The organism is Acinetobacter sp. YH12108, assembly GCF_013419055.1.
In the GTDB taxonomy this organism is placed as follows: Bacteria; Pseudomonadota; Gammaproteobacteria; order Pseudomonadales; family Moraxellaceae; genus Acinetobacter.
The window spans coordinates 1-15,613 of sequence record NZ_VPAW01000028.1 but is presented as its reverse complement, the minus strand read 5'-3'; the positions used below and the strand labels follow the sequence as shown (position 1 = coordinate 15,613).

Sequence of the window (15,613 nt, the reverse complement as noted above, 5' to 3'; positions counted from 1 at the left end):
TTCGTTTAAAAAAGGACTTTAAAAGTCCTTTCGATTAGGCGTGAGCACTATTATTACAAGGCGGTGTAAACAAAGTACCATCTAAGCGGATCATTCCAAAGCCGTAGGTTTTATCACGACCAATACCATTGAGCCATGCTGTTTTAAATAGCTCTAAATCACCAACAGTCGCACTAAATGAAATATCTATGGTCTGGACTGGAATATTCAAAATGCTGAGCTGTGGTCCACATTGTTGCTCAATTATAGTGACATCCAATAGACCTTTGCTACTAAGAGCGTTTTTGGTGAATTCGGCTGCTTCATCTCCAGTTAGATTTTTACGCTTCTTACCTGAATTGCCTTTGGGTTTTTCGCCGTGGACCGAAATGTATTCTTCAATTTCTTGGCGGTTAAAGCTACATTCACGGTTAAGAGGAACCATGATTTTTCCAGTGATTTGCTGACCGTGCGAAATTTCAATGTATTCTTTGGCCATTGGGATTTTGACGTCCGATACGCACGTTCTTAAATAGATGTGCTTGCCATCTGTAAAAAATATGACTTTTGCGGAACAGAATGTCTCGACCTTATTTCGTTTAAACATTTCTCTAAAAATGTACTTGAACAAGTTCTTTTCATTTTCAGGATGTGTAAGGGCAAAACAATTGGCTGTTAGTTTTATGTTATTCAGACTCATTTCGATATCCAGTTTTCTATAAACAGCATTATTAAGAACCATTGCCTTTAAATAGCGCCTTATTGACAATAAGGGTATTATTCAGCATTTATAAACGCTAAAAGTAACTTCTATGTGCATTTAACAAAAGTGGCTTATAATATACTTAAAACCCTCAAAATTGATATAGGAACACCAGTTTTGTGTGGAAGTAAAGCGTAACACTCATATTATGAAAACCAACCACAATTTATTAAACCTACACTTTAATGATACTTATTTTTTGTGTTGTAATTTTTTTTTAAAAAAATATATGCTTTGCTGATTATTTTAAACTATTGACTGTATTTTAAGCTGTGCGTAAACTTTAAACGTTGTTTTGTACAATCCACACCTAGTTTGATCCTGTTTGGACGACTGAAAAATGAACATAAAGAATAGAACTACGTTGCAGTTTTATGAAGAACTGCAGTTGGTGTATGACCGTTTCAATGAAAGGCTATTCAAAAATGAATTACCAGATTGTTTGATTACGCTTCAACGTATCAACAAAAATACCGGTTATTGGTCTGAGAATAGATTTGCTTCGACAGAAGATGATACGGCGTATACGCACGAACTGGCCCTTAACCCTGATTACTTTGGCACCCAACCATTGCTTAACATTTTTAAATGCTATGCACATGAGATGTGTCATATGAAACAAAGCATTTTTGGTGAGCCATCTAAACGCTCATATCACAATGCTGAGTTTGCGGCATTTATGCTTGAGATCGGTTTGATTATGACTGATGACGGCACAAAAGAAGGTCGCACGACAGGCGAGAAGATGACCGAAATCGTTGCACCTGATGGCTTGTTTATTCAAGTGTGCAATGAGCTTGTCGATGAAGGGCGTATCATCAAATGGTATGACAAGTACGCACCCAAAACGATTTCAAGTCTTGAAATGATTCAAGAGCAAGTGCAGTTGTTGGAGTCCATTCCGACTGCTTCTCCAAAGCTATTTCATATTGCCTTACTTGGCAATGAAATCAATTCAGCTTTGAAATCACCTAAAAAAGAGAAGCCAGTTGCCGAACCGGCAAAAGCACCAGATTCCCTCACTGGATATGCCATCCCAACAAGTGATGAAGAAGAGGAACCGACTCCCACTACAATGAATCCCTTTGATGTAGCGATCGGACTAATCGACATATCAAATACCGGTGCAAACCTTGGCGGTTATTATCCAACGGCTTTTGATGAAGATCCGTTAGATGATGACGACAAACCAATACCAGAACCTAAGGTTGTTAAACTTTATAAGGGTGAACAACCAAACGGCGATGATAACGAGCTTATTGTACTCAAAGAAACTATGATCGGTGGAACACTCTATCAAGAGCTTGGTTTAGCCAATTTTGAAGAGCCTGAGCCTGAGCCTAAGAAACAGACTAGGGCATCTTTTGCGTGTCCTGAGTGTGGCCGTGGTGCAACGTGTAGTCCTACTTTTAGATTATCGTGTACTGAATGTGAAGTTGAACTGGTACCATCAAAATCCATTGATAAAAGCCAGGTGAAGAAAAACAAAAAGGCTGCTAAAGCTGACCAAGGGGATGCAGAATGAAAACGATTGAAGAGCTTGGAATTCTGTTTTCTTCACACAAATACCGTTTTTATAACGAAAAAGACTTACAACTCGCGATTGAGCAAATGTTTATTGCCAATGAGATTCCGTATGAACGTGAGGTTCGTCTATCAAATAAAGACATCATTGATTTTACTGTTGAGCTTGATGTCGGCAAGGTGGGTGTTGAATTAAAAATAGATGGTGCACGTAACGCATTATTGCGTCAGATCAATCGCTATTTAAGCCATGACAGCATAAAAGCGCTCTATGTGGTTGGTACACCGTATTGGGTGAATAACATTCCAATCCAACTGAACAATAAATTTATTTACCGCCATCGTATTTTAGTGGGGGTCTTCTAATGTCTAAATCTTACGGCACCATTTCTCGTCAAGAAAAAAACTGGCACATTGAATGTGAACCACATGTTAAAACACGACTTAAGCGTGTATTCCCACAAGTCAGCCAACATGCATCAAAATTTATTGAGTTAAGCGATACGCCGTCTAATTGTCACGACCTACTTTGGTTTATTGAACGTTATCCAATGCATGTTGATGATCTTAAATACATGAAAGCGCAATCTAAGGCTTATGTGTCGCTAAAAGAAGATATTTTGGATGTGATGGACTATAAACGTCCGATCAAAACATTTGATCTTGCCGTGCCTCCATATGAGTATCAAAGAGCAGCTGCAGATCTACTACTTAATGTTAAAGGTTTGCTCTTGGGGGATGATTTGGGCCTTGGCAAAACAGCGAGTGGAATATGTCCGATGATTCTACCTGAATCGCTCCCGGCGCTTTTTGTGACAATGACACATCTTCCAATGCAAATTAAGAATGAAATTGAACGCTTTGCTCCGCACCTAAAATGTCACATCCTAAAGAAAGCATCGCCTTATCCATTGCACAAAGAGGGTGAAGCAGCACCCGATGTCATTATCACCAGTTATTCAAAGTTGAACGGTTGGGCTGAATATCTTGCCGGAAAGATTAAGTACGTAGTGTTTGACGAGATCCAAGAGTTACGGACTGGCTATACATCGCAAAAGTATTCCGCTGCTAAACTCATTAGTGACCAAGCTGAATTACGCCTCGGTCTATCAGCTACACCGATTTATAACTACGGTGATGAATTCTACAACATCATTGAAATATTGCGTCCAGATAGCTTAGGTACCGCTACCGAATTCGCTCGTGAGTGGTGTTCACACGAAAAACGTATTAATGATCCTAAAGCGTTCGGGATGTTTTTACGTGATGAAGGTCTAATGTTGCGCCGTACTCGAGCAGATGTAAATCGAGAGTTACCGCCAGTACAAATCATCCCTCAATATGTCGAAAGCGATCCTAAAGTACTGGATCAAATTAAGGGCAAGGCAATGGAACTGGCAAAAGTAATTTTAAGCTCTACTCAAGAATTCCAAGGGCAAAAGCTTCGTGCGACAGAAGAATTCAATATTATGATGCGCCAAGCAACAGGTATCGCCAAAGCGCCGTATGTCGCTGAGTTCGTGCGTATGCTTGTTGAGTCTGGTGAATCAGTCATGCTTTATGGTTGGCATCGAGATGTGTACAACATTTGGCTAGAACGCTTGGCTGAATTCAATCCTGTTATGTATACAGGTACGGAAGGACCTGCAGCTAAGGAACGATCTAAACAAGCATTCTTGAATGATGAAAGTAAAGTCTTCATTAGTTCATTACGTTCATCTGCCGGGCTTGATGGCTTGCAGTACCACTCAAAATGCAAAACATTTGTGTTTGGTGAGTTGGATTGGTCGCCTGGTGTTCATGATCAATGTATTGGTCGCTTAGACCGTGACGGTCAAATCAAACAGATCTCGGCATATTACTTGTTGGCTGATTCGGGTTCAGATCCAATTATTTCTGATGTCTTAGGCATCAAAAAAGGCCAGTTGGAAGGAGTTAAAAACCCGAATGGCGAATTATTTGAACATTTAATTACGGACGGTGGCGGTATCAAGCGCTTAGCCGAACACATACTGAATAAGAAGGTAGCTTAAGAGAAACTTTATGACTGAACTTTACCTAGCTTGTTTTAGAGATTCTGCTACAAAACTTCGGTATGACCAGGCCCTTTCGTTAAAAGATCGCTATATTCTTCTTCCTTTTGATATAGCCGATGCACATAAACTACCATGGTGCTATTTATGAATATTGAAATGCTTTTGTGTATGTCCAACTTAAATTGACCAACAAATTAGGTTCTTTATCCAAAGCGAATAGATCTGAATAAACATTAAAGTTTTTACCCAAAAATGCATTGTGTAAGAAGTGAATAAGGTCTAGATCCACGTAGTTAACCGTAGACACAATCTTTAAGTATTCAGACAAAGCTTTAAACATCGGTGTTAGCTCTGCGATGGCACGGCTATACCGCTGTTCTGATTTATGCTCTCTATATTTTTCAAAGCCATTTTTCAAAATCCTTTTGAGCTCTGCATCATCAAATGGAATATTTGAATAAAACTCACCAGTACTAAGATCTCCAAAATTAGACATAAAGTTATCAATCACGGGTAATTTACGTTCTAGAGATAAGCGCTGCGTTGATCTGATTAATTTAATGAATGAATAGAAAAACGGTAAGAAGCGTCTGTAGTAATCATAAATGACCTCTGCAAGCTTACGATCGCGAACATCAGCATTGATGGGTACACATTTAGGATATTGCGTAACAAAATTGGGTTTCTGCAGATAAATGGTTAGGTCCTTAAACACCTCAGCACCATTTAGGCGATTAGATTTAAGAAATGACCAATCTACCAAGTCATAATCTACTGCACGAATCTCTCTTAGATTTAATTCATCAAACTTAAAGTTGAGTAGGCGTAGGTAATCTACAAAATTAGCCAAGTACCATGGCTGAGTTTTATCGATGTTGTATTCAGGATGACTATCAATGTCCAAGTGATTTAATAAATTGGTCCACGACTGGTCAATTCCAGCCAAATTAACTTGTTTGTCTATTCGATCAGGGGTAAGCATAGTAATCCCAATTGTATATACTAATTCGTAAGAAATTAGATACATTGTATCAATAATTCCTAGAATAAATATTCTTTTAAATTTTTTATCAATTCTAATTCGCCACACAACAAAAATGCTTATTTACTGAGCTAAAAACTTATATCCAATTAATTAAAACCCTATATAATTATTTTAATACTCTAATTCGAGTGAGTTGTTATGATTAGTGATCCAATCGAAATCGCAAAATTAAAACAAAGCATCTTAGATTTAAGAAACAATATTTTTCCTCCACAAAACCTTTTAACGGTTGATGGATTACCAATTTATTATGGTGAGAAAAAGTTTGTTGATGAATATCTTGCACAATGGATGGACTTTTATCAAAAAGCATTAGAACTTTCTAATCCTTTTGGTGATCCTATTGATTTGTCCGAAATAAATGAAATTCATTTGCCTGTGCATTTTAATTTGCCCGTGTTTGCTCGTAATGTCACTCGCATGATTTTAAATAAAACACTGGCCAAGGAATCTATTACTTTTCGTTCAAGTGCAGATCTGTTTGAGAAGTGCGGATACTTCAATCGTGAATATACGGATTTAATTTATGAGTACTTTGATCGTGATGAAGATAACGTATTGGTCGGGCATCGACCGTATAACGATATTCGTGCGTACTTGTTTTATGCCGGCGATGAAGAGCGTCATCGCACGAGATTTTATAACTCTGGCCTGGTGCTCGGTTATCCCGAAGGTTGGAATAGCATTGAGATCTTAGATAATCGTAACAACACCCGAAAACAGCGTAGTGATGCTTATACAAACCCTTTAGCGAAAAATAACACATGGTTCATCTACAAGAAGCTGTAATTAGCCAAAGCGCCGTGCGAGATCGCAATAGAGCCTTGGATCTATTGAAGTGGATTGCGATTGTGACCATGGTTATTGACCACGCATCAATATTATTTCCTCAATATAATCTGTTGTTGAGGACGATTGGCCGTTGGGCTTTTCCTATTTTTTGTATCATGCTTGCATTCAATTTGAACCAAGCTATTTCTAAAAAGAAAACCCATACATTAAAAAACTATTTTAAAAATTTGGCGTTGTTTTGTGTGCTATCAGAAGTACCGTATCAACTATTCAACCAAGAGCCATTTACAACTCTGAACGTCATGCCTACGTTGCTTTTAGGATTTTTGCTTGTTGTATTAGGGGAATCTAAACATAAATATGCAACGCTGCAGTTTGTCTCTCTGTTAGTCGTGATCACATTGCTATCTAATTTTATTATGTATAGCGTGTGGGGCGTTTTATTAATTGTATTCCTGTATTTATTCTTTAAAACAACCAACGTTCATTCTAAGAAATACTTTTTAATGATCAGCGTCTTGCTCACTTCATTGGCCAACATTTTCAACTGGTTGATTGGTGGCTACTATACGGATATGACTACATATTCTTTGGCATTCTCATTTGCTGTCAGTAGCGCCATTGCAACGTGTATTGGTGCACAATTCCTACTGAAAGGACAGCACATGAATATACCTTTTGAATTACCGCCAGTGGGGAAGTGGGCGTACTGGTTCTATCCAGTACATCTCGTCATCATTTGGATTCTTTTTAAATTTGCATAATAAATTTAGGCATAAAAAAAGCACCAAAGTATTTATGACTAAGGTGCTTTTTTATTGCTTAATCAGCGTTATTCGCTAGATCCAGCATCTAAACCGAATGAGCTAATTTCTTGCTGTCTTTCTTGCTCAGCTGCTTGTTCTGGTGATGCTTGTGGAGTAGGTGCACCAGATTGGTTATTTTGTTGATCATATTGATTCAGCAATTGCTTTAATGCTTCAGGATCTTGAGCAATTTGATTCGCAATTTCTAATGTTGGGTCCTGTTGTTTTTTACCAGCAGCATAACCAAAAATAGCCAAACCAATGAAAGCAGCAAAGAAAGTGGCAAGTACGATCAGTACAAATTTACCAATAATGCTACCTTTGAAGCGTTCAAACCAAGTTTCATCTTCATAGTGGTAAGGTTGGTTAATGTTTTGGCAACCATAGCTAAATGCATCCATCCACGCATTACGAACCAATTGTTTAATTTGTTCTGTTTGCGGTAAATGACCTTTTTTAGCCACGTTTACTTTGATTTTTGGCTCTGCTAATACAAAACGTTTTTCTTCACCATTACCTAGTGTATTAACGAGCTCTACGGTACCAGAACAAGTGAAATAACGACCAACATCATTGTTTTCTAAAGTATCAAAACCACTGATTTGTATTGTTAACTCTTTAAGATCGGCATTCGGGATTTTTATATTTTTAGGTTGACGATTCAAATCTTCAGAATCCGTATCAACTGAGATTGTTAAAAGGTCATTGTTACTAAAAATTGAAACAAGAGGGTCGTGAGATAGAATGTCTTTTTGCTTCTTAATTAAACTCACAATGTATCACCAGTTAAAATAGAAATTAAAAGTATTATATTTTAAAAAAGGGTTTTAGTGATAGTTTATTTTATGTTTAACGTAAAAAAGCCACTTTTAAGAAAGTGGCTTTTAGGTTTAAGGGAGGTAGTTATTATTTATAAAATATTCCTTTTTAATTCTCTTAATCTCCATGCCTTTGTCTAAAAGCAATTTAAACTCATTAAAATCATCACGCATAAGCTTATGAACCTTTAATGATTTTTGACTCTTAGCTTTGATAGCACTGTTGTATTGTACTGCAGCAACCAGATCGTAATGCTTATTTAGATCCAAACCATAAAGTGATGTTAATTTTTCAGAAATATAATCAAATATAACGGTCAAACAGATGACCTTATTGTTAGTGTTAGTCAGTATCTCTTCTGGAAATTCATTATTTCCCGAAGCTGCACTGGCTAAACGTGCCCATTCTGTCATGGGTAGGGAACCATCTTCACCAATCACGTTGATTAAGTTGTTTAAAAAGATAAAGCGGTGATTAAAAAACTTCACTTTGCTTTTTTGCAAAATTCTAAATGTATAAACGTTTGCCCAATACACAACATAGTTTTTAATCTTTAGACCATTGATTGAGTCTTGCGTTAATAAATCTTCATTGGTGATGCCATGATATTGAGTTGCTTCTTCAGTGACTTGTTTTTTTGGCTTCCAGTAGCTCTCTTCAGCATTATAAAGATACTGAGCCTGTTCTATTGATGATGTGCGGCACTTTTTAATACGCGTCAAAATAGACGACTTAATAATGTCAGGCACATCAACTGGATTCTTGACTTTGGCGGTAAATTCCAGTGTGAGGAAACATAATGGTGCTGGCATAGCTTGGCCTTTCTAATATCCCTTAATTTATAACTTAAAACGTTCTATTTTCTGAATTGATATTCGCGAAATAAGGAACTAATTGCTTTTCTCGGTCATGAATGTATGCAGTTGATGACATATCCAATACCGCACCTGGTACATAAGTTAGGTTTAGATTGATATTTTCACCGTTACCATCGATCAAGACGCCATTAAACCGCGCTTTGTCTGGATCTCCTTTTACAAATAGCTGTTGGCCAACATAACCGGACAAGCTATTGATATAGAGGTTTTTCATTTTTTCCGAAGATTGCAAAGCATTTATATAGAGAAGATCCATAATTTTTTCTTCTCCATTTTGATTTCTAATTTTTACTGTTTTTGGACCAACAACATCCACAATTGTAGCAATCCATAAGTCATGATGTTCAACTTCCCAACCATTGTAGCGACTTTCAATCCAATCGGGGCTTAAGAGTCTTGGCTTAAAGGGGTAGGAGTAGATTTTGAATATTAAGATCGAAACCACAATTATGATTGGCAAGCCAAAACATATTTTTATTTTATGTTTCTTAAAAGCACTGTTAAACATAACCGTATATACCAAAAAATTTAAAATCATTTTAACTTAAAATAATAAGTTTGTATTGGTTAAAACCATTGATATATCAATTATTCATCACTGTTATAGGTATAACCATCATCACTACTGCGATCTTTACCTACTAATAATTCTTCAATACGCTTAGCTTCAGCTATTGTTCTGAGTGCATTTTCCTTTTTTTCTTGTCGTTCTGTATTTTCACGAATCGCTTCAAGAATCTCAGGAGATAAGGCCTTTTCAGGTTGTTGTTCTTGGGCTTCAGGCTCGGAAGCACTTGCTTCTTCAGCCTTTATAGGTTGGTCTTTTTTCTTAGGATCTACCAAGTCATAAAACACAAGTTCTTTTGATTCACTCGTTGCGGATTCGTCTAAAAACTTCTTTTCTTGACCTTTTAATGGATCTTGTTCATTTGGAGTATTAGAGTTATTACAGGCACTTAAAAGGGTGGAAATTAAAATAACCGTTGCGAAGTTAAAAAGGGTTTTAGACACGTTGAAAATCCTTTAATATAATAACGTATTCTACATAATAAAAGTCCGTAGGTAAAAGTATGTCTTCAGATAAAAATAGTTCTGATAGTGCTACACAAAAGGTAAATATTACCAATGAGGTTTTAGATGAAGCTGCCATTAAACAGGCAATTGAAGCTAATCAACCCCGTAAATCAGGTATTTTAAAGCGAGTCTTTTTTGATTTCGGGCGTAAAAGCCACTGGAGTTCAGCTAGAAAAGGGTTTTTACCGCATTTATCTAATATTAGATCAATGCTGTCGCCAACATGCCCCGAATGCGGTAAATCGATTTTAATGCATGACAACAGGATTCCACGTTCTTATAAAGGCAACGTGAATTGGGTATGTGCACACCCTTTATGTGAATATGAAATTGTCGCACCTAACAATTTTAAACAACTGAAAAAACTCATTGCTAATACTCACTACCCAAGAGGGCAAGAACGTTTAGCTTCAATGAGTAATGATGAAATAGACAAGCTTATTAAAAACCATCAGTTTTCTTCTTATTTGTATTTAGCATTATCTATGTTTACAGGCTTGTACGTAGTTTATATGTTCTTTAAAGCGCTATATCCAATGCTTGTTGTACCAGGTGTATTATTGGTGTTTTATCTATACATGGTTAGCATCAATTCAGCTTATCGTGCATGGCAAGTCCGTACTGGTCTTTTATTCTTACCGAATTCGCCATTCTTGGCATGGTTCCGCTATGCGCCAAAAAAATATAGCTTATCGTGGTATGACGGCAAAAACCCATTGCCAGTTGAAACACTGAATAAGTTAGCTGACCGTAAACAGCACCTAATCGACAATTTCAACAACAACGATAAAGGTGCTGATTAATATGCTGTTAAAACCAACGCTATTTGCGACTCTATTAGGATCAAGCGTTGCTTATGCTCAATTGCCTCAAAGTTCTGAGGCTCTAGGTTCATATGCAAACCATGTCAATTCTAATGGATCAAGTACACCATATCGACCATTTCAGGTCATGACCAACACTCAGCAAGAAACGGCGCCAGCAAAGCAAAGAGGCTTTACGAGTCGTTACTTGGGCGTGAAGTACACACCGAAAAAAACTGAAGAAACTTCGACTAGCACTGAGCGCACGGCAGTTGCACAAAATGGACCACAACCTAGTGGCCAGCAAGCACCAGCACCACAACAACAACCCGTTCGCCAGAATATCCGTCCTGTTACTTATACCTATCCAACTACGCAATACAATCAAGCGAGTGCATCTTACGATCAAACCGTACCGGGTAGAGTCGCTACTTTGAGTTGTGTTATTCATGCTGCGCGGTCAGAAGGTGTTCCGCTGTATGTTTTATTGGGTATACATAGCAAAGAGCGTGGTACCAATGGACAAACAGTGCAAAACAAAAACCTTTCATTGGATATGGGGCAATTCCAAATCAATACCATACACTTTAAACGTGGCGGTATGTTTGAAAGTTATAACAGCCATTATGTGCGTACTGATGGATGTCTGAATGCGCGACTTGCAGCCAAGATCTTGCGAAATCGATTAGCCACAAAACCGTCAACCGATTTTTGGGTTAGAGCAGCTGCTTACCATTCATGGACGCCATCTTTTAATGCGATATATCGCAATGGCACGGCGAAACAACCTGGTTTAGTTGCGTATGCACTTCAATGGAAAAACTGGCTTGAGAGAAAGGGGATAAATCCTAACTAATCAGCTAAATATATTTTTTAAGAAAAAAATTCCAGTTATGTAATGCGATATAATTTACCTATTCTTTACCCACTAAGGATTCAAAATGAACCTTAATACAACTTTAAAAAGTTTAGCTTTAACCTTATCCATGTCTGTTGTTGCTACTGCAGCTCAAGCCGATTTTGTTGGCAAAGTTGTACGTATTTCTGACGGCGACACTATCACCGTTTTAAACAACAACAATGAGCAGATCCGTGTTCGCTTCAACCAGATTGATGCACCAGAAAAGAGTCAAGCTTTTGGTCAGAAATCGCGTCAGAACATCAGTTTCTTGCATGAAACGATTGTGTATGTGCAAGAAAATAGTAAGGACCGCTACGGTCGTACTCTTGGTACCATTTTTCAGATGCGTACAAACCAAGTGCCTAACTTAAACATCGTGAATAGTGTTAACTATAAGCAAGTTAAAGATGGCTATGCATGGGCTTATCGTGAATATCTCAAAGATAAAATTATTTTGAGTGCTGAAAGCAACGCACGTTCTCAACGCCTTGGTTTATGGGCTGATCCAAACCCTGTTTATCCAAGCCAGTACCGTCACAATAAGTAATATTGATGAACGGTGAATTAAATACCGCTAAAGCCGTAGCGGTATTAAATAAATATGTACTGCAACAACAATGTGGTAATCGTATGGAACTGCAGTTTTTCAGTGAAGAACTGCAAGCTCAGATTGAAGCTCTCAGCTTGGCTTCTGTACGAAATGAGTTGGTTACTCAGTTGGCAAATTTGGGAAAATGTCTTTGTGATGAAAAGTTGGTGAATTGTTCAGCCAACGCAAATTACTCAGAAGTGGCAATAGATTTCCTTGAAATGCACTTAGAGTCGCTGGAAGGGCGACAGTTCAAAGAAGGTTTTATATGACATCTATTGTCATATCCACGGAATCCAATTAATCACCAAAACAGAACAAGCCACTAAGCTATTTAGTGGTTTTTTAATGGGTTAAATTAAATATTTTCATCATTCTTATAGATATAAAATAAATAAATAGTTGATAATAGGTTATTAATTTAAACCTATAATTGTGATTTTTATGCCTTTACTCGATTGGGTTAATCGTAACCAAGCCGAAGAAACAGCAAGCCAAGTTCCATTCCATCTTTTAAAATTCCAGAAATCATTTGGTGATACCGATACAGCCAAAGAAAACCTTATTATTCAGGGTGATAATCTACAAATCTTAAAATCTTTACTACCTTTATATGGCGGTAAGGTTAAATGTGTTTTTATTGATCCACCGTATAACAGTCAATCAGCTTTTGAGCACTATGATGATAAATTAGAACACGCTCAATGGCTTACAATGATGTATCCACGTTTGCAATTACTAAAGGAGCTTTTAACTGAAGATGGTTCTATTTGGATTACTCTTGATGATAACGAATCACATTATTTAAAGGTCATGTGTGACGAAATCTTTGGAAGAAAAAACTTTGTAGCAAACATCGTATGGCAAAAAAGATATTCGAGAGAAAACCGTGAAGCTATTGGAGATGCTCACGACCACTTGCTTGTATATGCTAAAAACTCAATGGAGTTTAAAAAAGTTCGTAATCTAGTTCCTATGAATGAAACGCAAGCAAAAGTATATAAAAACCCAAATAATGATCCTAAAGGCAGATGGCGTGGTATTCCTATGACAGCGCAAGCTGGACATGCTACACCAGAGCAATTTTATGAAATTGTGAGCCCATCAGGTAAATCTTTCAGACCTCCAGAGGGAAGGTGTTGGGGTGTTTCAAGAGCAACATATGATAGATTGTTAGAAGAAGGGCGAATATATTTTGGTAAAAATGGTGATTCACAACCTAATATTATTAGATACTTATCTGAAGTTAAAGGTGTAGTGCCTTGGACTTGGTGGAACCATGAAGATCATGGACATACCGATGAGGCAAAAAAAGAAAGTCAACTTTTGTATGGAAAAGATGAAACATTCTCTAGCCCAAAACCTGAAAGATTGATGGAAAAAATACTCTATATTGCGACAAATAAAGGGGATATGGTTCTTGATTCATTTTTAGGTTCAGCGACTACCGCCGCTGTAGCTCACAAAATGGAAAGACACTACATTGGTATCGAAATGGGTGATCATGCTCAAACTCACGTTATCCCGCGTTTAGAAAAAGTCATTGAAGGTGAGCAAGGTGGCATATCTAAATCCGTGGAGTGGCAAGGTGGTGGAGGTTTTAGTTTTTATAAACTAGGCAACGCCGTTTTTGATGATCAGGGATTTTTAAATTCTGATGTTAAGTTTATGGACCTAGCTAGTTATATTTGGTGGCTCGAAACTAAATCAGCATTCAATAGTGCTGTAAGCCTTGAGAGTCCATTCTTAGGTGTTCATGACGGCGTATCTTATTTCTTACTATATAACGGCATTTTAGGTGATAGACGGCCTAATAGTGGGAATGTACTCACACATTCTATATTAAACTTCCTCAATGATTGCCATACCAGTGAAGGTAAGCGTGTGATTATTGGTGAAGCATCACGACTAGGTAAAACCAAATTAGATGAATTAAATATTGAGTTTAAACAGATTCCATATTCGTTATATGGCAATTAATACGTAAGGTTCCTCATGACTTTTCAATTAAAAAACTATCAAAGCCAGTCTTTACAATCTTTAGAGAACTACCTAACTTTAGCTGCCTCATTAGGTGCTGAAAAAGCTTTTAATAAGTGTGTCGGTGAAGACATTAAATATAATGATCGCTTAGATGGAATTCCTAGTGTATGTCTACGCGTACCAACTGGAGGGGGTAAAACCGTACTTGCTTCACATAGTATTGCGATTGCTGCGCGTAACTACGTAAATACAGATTCTCCAATTGTACTATGGCTTGTACCAACAGATATGATTCGCCAACAAACACTTTTGGCGTTATCTGATGCTACACATCCATATAGAAAAGCATTACAAGGGTATTACGGCGATCGCATCAAAGTATGTGACATTGAAAGTCTACAAACTTTGAACAAGCATGATGTGAATCAATCATGCATTGTGATTGTGACAACGATTCAAGCGTTCAATATCGACAAGGAAAAGACTTATCAACGCAATGCTTATGCATTTGATGAATCATTAAGTGAACATTTTACGAGCCTTACTGACTTCCAAACTGAAGGCATGGATCGAGTATCAGAAGATACTTTGAAATATCAAACATTTCTAACGCAACGTGATATAGGCCGTGTAAAGCATTCCTTGGTTAACTTTTTTCATTTACATAGACCGATCATCATTGTCGATGAAGCTCATAAGAACCGGGGTGGTAAAACGTTTTTTACTACATTAAAAACGTTGAATCCAAGTTGTTTGATTGAGCTTACAGCTACTCCAAAAGACAATAATGTGCTTTATTCAGTATCGGCAGCAGAATTAAAATCAGAAGAGATGATTAAACTTCCTGTAGTTCTGACTGAACATACTGGTAGTTGGCAAGATTGTATTCGCGATGCGCTAATACAACGCCAGAAACTAGAAGTACTGGCACAAAATGAAAGGGAATATATCCGACCAATATTGCTAATACAAGCTCAGGATAAAAATGGTGATGCTAATGTAAATGTTGTTAAAGAACATTTATTAAGTGAATATGAAAATATTACTAACGACTGGATTGCTATTTCTACTGGTGGTACCAAAGAGCTTGAAGATGAAAATCTATTTAGCCCTAAAAGCAAAGTCAAGATTGTAATCACTGTAGAGGCATTAAAGGAAGGTTGGGATTGTTCTTTTGCATACGTGTTAGCAAGTTTGCAAAACATAAATTCTGCAACTGATGTTGAGCAATTATTAGGCCGTGTTTTACGGATGCCATACGCTAAACTGCGTCAAAATGACGAGTTAAATAAAGCGTATGCTCATGTCATTTCGAGTTCTATTGCACAAGCTACGATGTTACTTAAAGATCGCATGATTCAAAATATGGGGTTTGAGAAGTGGGAGGCTGATGCAACAATTGTCGCTAAACCTCAGTACAATCTTGGGCTTGGAGGCGATGGTACAGCAACGAAACAAAAGATCCCTGAAACTATGATCTCTGTCCCGTTTGAAGGGTGAGTAGACCAAGGGAATTTCACCCTTAGCCCCTCGCAGAACCGGACATGAACCTCTCAGCTCATCCGGCTCCCATTATCCAACCGATGGTAAACATCCCATTTTCCAGTGCACAAAGGCATTT

General features: G+C 37.5%; 16 protein-coding genes and 1 pseudogene. 11 read left to right on the top strand and 6 right to left on the bottom strand.

Going from position 1 to position 15,613, the window contains the following annotated elements; all coding sequences use genetic code 11:
• Positions 1 to 34: 34 nt before the first annotated feature.
• A complete protein-coding gene (locus FTU46_RS14295) occupies positions 35 to 679 on the bottom strand; it encodes a type I-E CRISPR-associated protein Cas6/Cse3/CasE (RefSeq protein ID WP_227504916.1) in 645 nt (214 codons plus the stop codon).
• 403 nt (positions 680 to 1,082) lie between these two features.
• Between FTU46_RS14295 and FTU46_RS14290 the strand changes: the two genes are divergently transcribed.
• The 3 genes from FTU46_RS14290 to FTU46_RS14280 are packed head-to-tail and all read left to right on the top strand — an operon-like array spanning position 1,083 to position 4,299.
• Positions 1,083 to 2,267, top strand: a complete 1,185-nt coding sequence (locus FTU46_RS14290) for a SprT-like domain-containing protein (protein ID WP_134253125.1) — start codon at positions 1,083 to 1,085, stop codon at positions 2,265 to 2,267.
• The gene (locus FTU46_RS14285) at positions 2,264 to 2,632 is read left to right on the top strand and encodes a hypothetical protein (RefSeq protein ID WP_005006108.1); all 369 of its coding nucleotides are present in this window, start codon (positions 2,264 to 2,266) and stop codon (positions 2,630 to 2,632) included. The genes FTU46_RS14290 and FTU46_RS14285 overlap by 4 nt, the downstream gene beginning before the upstream one ends.
• Positions 2,632 to 4,299 carry a DEAD/DEAH box helicase gene (locus tag FTU46_RS14280; protein WP_024160737.1) on the top strand — a complete coding sequence of 556 codons (1,668 nt, stop codon included), beginning with the start codon at positions 2,632 to 2,634 and terminating at the stop codon, positions 4,297 to 4,299. The genes FTU46_RS14285 and FTU46_RS14280 overlap by 1 nt, the downstream gene beginning before the upstream one ends.
• Positions 4,300 to 4,444: 145 nt before the next feature.
• Here the strand turns inward: FTU46_RS14280 and FTU46_RS14275 are convergent, their stop codons facing one another.
• Positions 4,445 to 5,284, bottom strand: coding sequence for a hypothetical protein (locus FTU46_RS14275; RefSeq protein WP_227553478.1), 840 nt, complete (start codon positions 5,282 to 5,284; stop codon positions 4,445 to 4,447).
• A 201-nt stretch (positions 5,285 to 5,485) separates the two neighbouring features.
• On the opposite strand from FTU46_RS14275, the gene FTU46_RS14270 reads away from it, so the two are divergent.
• Together FTU46_RS14270 and FTU46_RS14265 are read left to right on the top strand one after the other, a co-directional pair.
• Complete coding sequence (locus tag FTU46_RS14270) at positions 5,486 to 6,136, top strand: hypothetical protein (RefSeq protein WP_024160879.1); 651 nt, start codon at positions 5,486 to 5,488, stop codon at positions 6,134 to 6,136.
• Positions 6,112 to 6,903 carry a TraX family protein gene (locus FTU46_RS14265; RefSeq protein WP_043041422.1) on the top strand — a complete coding sequence of 264 codons (792 nt, stop codon included), beginning with the start codon at positions 6,112 to 6,114 and terminating at the stop codon, positions 6,901 to 6,903. The genes FTU46_RS14270 and FTU46_RS14265 overlap by 25 nt, the downstream gene beginning before the upstream one ends.
• Before the next feature lie 68 nt (positions 6,904 to 6,971).
• Here the strand turns inward: FTU46_RS14265 and FTU46_RS14260 are convergent, their stop codons facing one another.
• The 4 genes from FTU46_RS14260 to FTU46_RS14245 form a co-directional block, all read right to left on the bottom strand.
• Positions 6,972 to 7,718, bottom strand: a complete 747-nt coding sequence (locus FTU46_RS14260) for a hypothetical protein (RefSeq protein ID WP_024160733.1) — start codon at positions 7,716 to 7,718, stop codon at positions 6,972 to 6,974.
• Between the two features lie 117 nt (positions 7,719 to 7,835).
• Entirely contained in the window at positions 7,836 to 8,576 is a 741-nt protein-coding gene (locus FTU46_RS14255) for a hypothetical protein (RefSeq protein ID WP_044111932.1), read from the bottom strand.
• Between the two features lie 34 nt (positions 8,577 to 8,610).
• Positions 8,611 to 9,150 (bottom strand): hypothetical protein, encoded by a 540-nt coding sequence (locus FTU46_RS14250; RefSeq protein ID WP_024160732.1) that lies wholly within the window; start codon positions 9,148 to 9,150, stop codon positions 8,611 to 8,613.
• An 80-nt stretch (positions 9,151 to 9,230) separates the two neighbouring features.
• Positions 9,231 to 9,653 (bottom strand): hypothetical protein, encoded by a 423-nt coding sequence (locus FTU46_RS14245; RefSeq protein WP_024160731.1) that lies wholly within the window; start codon positions 9,651 to 9,653, stop codon positions 9,231 to 9,233.
• A 59-nt stretch (positions 9,654 to 9,712) separates the two neighbouring features.
• On the opposite strand from FTU46_RS14245, the gene FTU46_RS14240 reads away from it, so the two are divergent.
• From FTU46_RS14240 to FTU46_RS14215, 6 genes and pseudogenes are all read left to right on the top strand, one after another.
• Positions 9,713 to 10,519 carry a hypothetical protein gene (locus tag FTU46_RS14240; RefSeq protein ID WP_024160730.1) on the top strand — a complete coding sequence of 269 codons (807 nt, stop codon included), beginning with the start codon at positions 9,713 to 9,715 and terminating at the stop codon, positions 10,517 to 10,519.
• A 1-nt stretch (position 10,520) separates the two neighbouring features.
• Positions 10,521 to 11,375 carry a transglycosylase SLT domain-containing protein gene (locus FTU46_RS14235; protein ID WP_024160883.1) on the top strand — a complete coding sequence of 285 codons (855 nt, stop codon included), beginning with the start codon at positions 10,521 to 10,523 and terminating at the stop codon, positions 11,373 to 11,375.
• Positions 11,376 to 11,460: 85 nt separating this feature from the next.
• Positions 11,461 to 11,967, top strand: a complete 507-nt coding sequence (locus tag FTU46_RS14230; protein ID WP_005006141.1) for a thermonuclease family protein — start codon at positions 11,461 to 11,463, stop codon at positions 11,965 to 11,967.
• Positions 11,968 to 11,972: 5 nt separating this feature from the next.
• Positions 11,973 to 12,281, top strand: a complete 309-nt coding sequence (locus FTU46_RS14225; RefSeq protein ID WP_024160884.1) for a hypothetical protein — start codon at positions 11,973 to 11,975, stop codon at positions 12,279 to 12,281.
• Between the two features lie 172 nt (positions 12,282 to 12,453).
• Positions 12,454 to 13,989: a site-specific DNA-methyltransferase gene (locus FTU46_RS14220; protein WP_024160885.1), complete on the top strand. Its 1,536-nt coding sequence runs from the start codon at positions 12,454 to 12,456 to the stop codon at positions 13,987 to 13,989.
• 15 nt (positions 13,990 to 14,004) lie between these two features.
• Positions 14,005 to 15,486: pseudogene (locus FTU46_RS14215) on the top strand (DEAD/DEAH box helicase); the annotation flags it as partial.
• Positions 15,487 to 15,613 lie beyond the last annotated feature (127 nt).